Source organism: Methylobacterium sp. WL120 (assembly GCF_008039465.1).
GTDB classification, from domain to species: Bacteria; Pseudomonadota; Alphaproteobacteria; order Rhizobiales; family Beijerinckiaceae; genus Methylobacterium; species Methylobacterium cerastii.
Genome location: NZ_VRUT01000258.1, coordinates 1 through 4109 on the forward strand (window position 1 = coordinate 1; position 4109 = coordinate 4109).

The window sequence follows — 4109 nt, forward strand, 5'->3', positions numbered from 1 at the left end:
GGCCGGGTGCACCACCTCGGGGCCGTGGGGTTTTTGGGCCTTGGTCGCCTGTTGCGCGTTTTTGGGTTTGTCCTCGGCCTGCTGCACGCGCTGGCCCGCGCCCGCGCGCGTGGGCGCGGGCGCGGGCCTGCGCGTGCTGCTGGCCGAGGACAACCCGATCAACGCGCTCCTGGCGACCAAGGCCCTGGAACGCCTCGGCGCCGAGGTGGTGCACGCGGCCGACGGGCTCGAGGCCCTGGCGCGGATCGCGGACGGCGGCGTGTTCGACCTCGCCCTGATCGATATCCGTATGCCGAACTGCGACGGCCACGAGACCGCCCGCCGCATCCGCGCGGCCGAAGCCCGCGCGCGGTCCGGCCGCCTCCAGCTCGTGGCGCTCACCGCCAACGCGGGCCGCGAGGACGAGAAGGCCGCCCGCCGCGCCGGCTTCGACGGGTTCCTCGCCAAGCCCCTCGACCTCAAGCTGCTGCCCGGCCTGCTGGAACGCCGCGTGGCGCGGGCGGCTTGACGGACGCGTCCCCCCAAGCGAACACCGGCACCATGTCCGCTTCCGCCACGACCGCCGACCCGCACCCGAAGTCCCGCGACCCAGGCGGCCTCGCCGCCTGGGGCATCGCCGCCCTCGTGGCGGCGACGGTACTGCTCGGCGTGCTCCTGCCGAACCGCGCCCCCCACGGCTCGGTCTCGCCGGCCGCGGACGCGACCTGCGCCGAATGGGGCGACGGCTGCAGCGTCTGCCGGCGGCAGGCCGAGGGGCCGGCCTGCTCGCTGCCGGGCATCGCCTGCACGCCCGGCCCGCTGCGCTGCCTGCAGCGCGTCGGCGGTTGACGTCTGCCGGCGCGCCTCGGCCCACCTTCCGCTTCGCGCCGAGCCCGAACGGGCGCCTGCATCTCGGCCACGCCTATTCTGCGCTGCTCAACGCCGACCTCGCCGCCCGAACCGGCGGCCGTGTTCTGCTACGGATCGAGGACATCGACCCGGCCCGATCGCGACCCGAGCTGGTGGACGCGATCATGTCTGATCTCGCCTGGCTCGGCCTCCGCTTCGAAGCGCCCGTCCGCCATCAGTCGCAGCACATGCAGGCCTATCGCGACGCCCGCGACCGGCTGATCGCGCGGGGCCTCGCCTATCCCTGCTTCTGCACCCGCGGCGACGTCCGCACCGCGACCGAGTACAGCGCCGCGCGCGACCCGGACGGCGCGCCGCTCTATCCCGGAACCTGCCGCGGCATCCCCCCGGAGGCCGCCGCCGCCCGACGTACTGCGGGCGCGCCGCACGCCTGGCGGCTCGACATGGCTCGGGCGTTGGCAACGGAATCCGGCACCCATGGCTATGCCGATCTCGCTCTCTCATCACCCGCCGAGCGGGGAGGGGAGGGAGTGTCTCATGAAACGTTTCGGGTCGACGATCCCGTCCGCTGGGGCGACGCCGTGATCGCGCGCCGCGACGTGCCGACGAGCTATCATCTCGCCGTCGTCGTCGACGACGCGCACCAGGGCGTCACCCACGTGGTGCGCGGTCGCGACCTCGAGGCGGCGACCGACCTCCACGTCCTGCTCCAGGCGCTGCTCGGCTTGCCCACCCCACGCTACCATCACCACGCCCTGATCCTCGGGCCGGACGGCGGCAAGCTCGCGAAATCGAAGGCGTCCGCGAGCCTCGCCGACCTGCGCGCGCGCGGCGACACCGCCGAAGCGATCCGCGCGACGGTCGGCTTCGCCTGAAGGGCAGACCGCCTCAGCGCACCGCCGCATCGCGCTGCGCCATCGCGGTGGCGCTCTTCGACTTCTGCATCACGGCGTCGATCTGCTCGCGCTGGCGCTTGAACTCGGTGAGCATCCGGCCGTCGAGCTCGCGCCCGCGCGGCACCCGGATCTTCATCGGGTCGACGAAGTGGCCGTTGATGATGACCTCGTAGTGCAGGTGCGCGCCGGTGGAGAGGCCGGTGGAGCCGACATAGCCGATCACCTGGCCCTGGCGCACCCGCGCGCCTTCGGTGACGCCGCGCCCGAACCGCGACATGTGGTTGTAGGTGGTGACGTAGCCGTTGATGTGCTGGATCTCGACCCGGCGACCGTAGCCCGACGTCATCTCGGCCCGGATCACGGTGCCGTTGCCGGCGGCCACGATCGGCGTGCCGATCGGGTTCGACCAGTCGACGCCGGTGTGGAGCTTGGCGTAGCCGAGCACCGGGTGACGGCGATAGCCGAAGCCCGAGCGCATGATGCCGTCGGCGATCGGCTTGCGGATCAGGAACTTCTTGAGCGAGCGGCCCTGGTCGTCGAGGTAGTCGATCGAGCCGTCGTCCGGGGACTGGAAGCGGTAGACCTTCCGCTGTTCCCCGCCGAGGTTCAACGACGCGTAGAGCAGGTCGGGCCGGTCGGCCGAGGCGCCGGCATCCTCGTCGTAGGTGTAGAACACGTCGAGGCCGTCGCCGGCCGAGATTCGCCGCTGGAAGTCGAGGTCGTAGCTGAACACCCGCACGATGTCCTCGACCGTGGCCCGCGGCAGCTCGTGCCGGGCCGCTGTCTCGTAGAGGCTCTGGTACAGGCGCGGACCCGAGCCGCCATCCTCCTCGTCGTCCTCGGCGTTCTCGGCGCTCGCCGCCGGCTTCTGCGACGGCGCCTCCTCGGGGGGAGGGGCCACCGAGACGAAGGCGCCCCGATCGTTGATCGCCGCGATCCCCTCGATCCCGCCCTCGCCGTAGAGCACGACCCGGGTCACTTGGCGCGGGTCGCCGGGCTTCGCGCCGGGGGCGATCTGCAGGCGGAACTGCTGCCCTTCCGCGAGCGCCCCGGTCTTGGTCCTACCGCCGATCGCCGTGACGATGCCGCGGATCTGCTCTTCCGAGGCGAAGCCGGTGGCGCGCACCACGGCCTCCAGCGTGTCGCCGCGCTTCAGCGCGAGGTCGCGCTCCTCGACGATCGGCGTTTCGTTCGGGCGCAGCTCGACCTTGGCGAGCTTGGTCACGTTCTCGGGCACGACCAGCACTTCGATCGACTTGAACGGGTTGCCGTCGTTGGCGGTCTTGGGCGATCCCGCGAAGTCCGGCGTCGGCGCGCCCTGCAGGGTGCGCGACAGCAGGATCTGCGGCGCGATCGGGATCGCGGTGCGCCGGCCCGCCTCTGCCGAGATCCGCCGCTCTTCCTCGACCTGCGCCGTCACGTCGTCGTCGGACAGCGCGGCGGAGCCGGCCTCGACCGTCGCGTCGGCGAGGTCGCGCTTGACCACGCTGACCTCCGCGCCGGGCGCGTCGGCGGAGCCGGGATCAGGCGCCCGCTCGACCGGCTCGTCGGAAACGAACTTCATCGGATCGAATTTCGGGATGTCGCCGGCGAACACCCCGGTCGACATCGACAGCGCCGTGGTGATCCGCACGAAGGGGCGGACCTTGATGATCTCGCGGTCCCCCAGGCGCACCGTCACCGGCGAGCGGAAGCTCTGCTTGGCCGAGGCGATCATCAGATTGCGCACGAGGCGGTCGCCCTTGCGCGCGAGGTTGGTGCCGCCCTCGCTCGGCTGGGGCCGGGGCGCCACGCTCACCCGTTCCGGGATGGCGGCGAAGGAGGCCTCGCCCTGCAGCGAGACGTGCAGCGCCGCCCCGATCAGCGCCGCGCCGGTGAGGCCGGTGAGCGCCGAGGCGCAGAGCCAGCGCAGGTTGACCTCGCGGCGGTCGATGCGCGTCGCATCCGATCCGAGCAGGTCGAGGGCCGGCTGAATCCCGTGGGCATGACCCGGCGGGGTCCGCGGGCCGCCGGCCTCGCCGATCTTGAGACGGTCGCGGTTCACCAAGAGCGCCTTGTCGGAGGAGGGCGGCTTCAAGGGCCGCCAAGACATGAGCATGTCGAAGGGCAGCATGTCGAGATTGAGGCGCCTCGTGCGCGAGCGCGCTTCAACTCATGGATCCGTCGGGTCAGGTCCATCCGTCAGGAGAGATGCGCGACGATCCACTCGGGGCCGCCTTCCGGTCTCCGTCACCGTCCTGTCGTGAAAATCCGCAAAAGTTCCATTTCGCCTGTTGACGGGCTGGGTGGGTGTCCGTATACCCCTGTTCATCGAACGGGGGCGGCGGCGACGCGGTTCTGGTTCGGGACCACCGACATGACGAG

At 71.7% G+C, this 4109-nt stretch carries 3 protein-coding genes and 1 pseudogene; 3 read left to right on the top strand and 1 reads right to left on the bottom strand.

From position 1 onward, the window contains the following. Positions 1-124: 124 nt before the first annotated feature. The 3 genes and pseudogenes from FV229_RS25670 to gluQRS all read left to right on the top strand — a co-directional run. Positions 125-508, top strand: a pseudogene (locus FV229_RS25670) (response regulator); the annotation flags it as partial. A 32-nt stretch (positions 509-540) separates the two neighbouring features. Beyond that, on the top strand, positions 541-828 hold the full coding sequence (locus FV229_RS25675; protein WP_147754636.1) for a hypothetical protein: 288 nt from the start codon (positions 541-543) through the stop codon (positions 826-828). Then, on the top strand, positions 825-1724 hold the full coding sequence (gluQRS, locus tag FV229_RS25680; RefSeq protein ID WP_246688347.1) for a tRNA glutamyl-Q(34) synthetase GluQRS: 900 nt from the start codon (positions 825-827) through the stop codon (positions 1722-1724). The genes FV229_RS25675 and gluQRS overlap by 4 nt, the downstream gene beginning before the upstream one ends. Before the next feature lie 13 nt (positions 1725-1737). Here gluQRS and FV229_RS25685 read toward each other — a convergent pair whose 3' ends face one another. Further along, positions 1738-3789 (bottom strand): M23 family metallopeptidase, encoded by a 2052-nt coding sequence (locus tag FV229_RS25685; RefSeq protein WP_246688348.1) that lies wholly within the window; start codon positions 3787-3789, stop codon positions 1738-1740. Positions 3790-4109 lie beyond the last annotated feature (320 nt).

Coding starts and splice junctions, on each gene's coding strand:
- FV229_RS25675 (WP_147754636.1), top strand. CDS start 541: ATGTCCGCTTCCGCCACGACCGCCGACCCGCACCCGAAGTCCCGCGAC.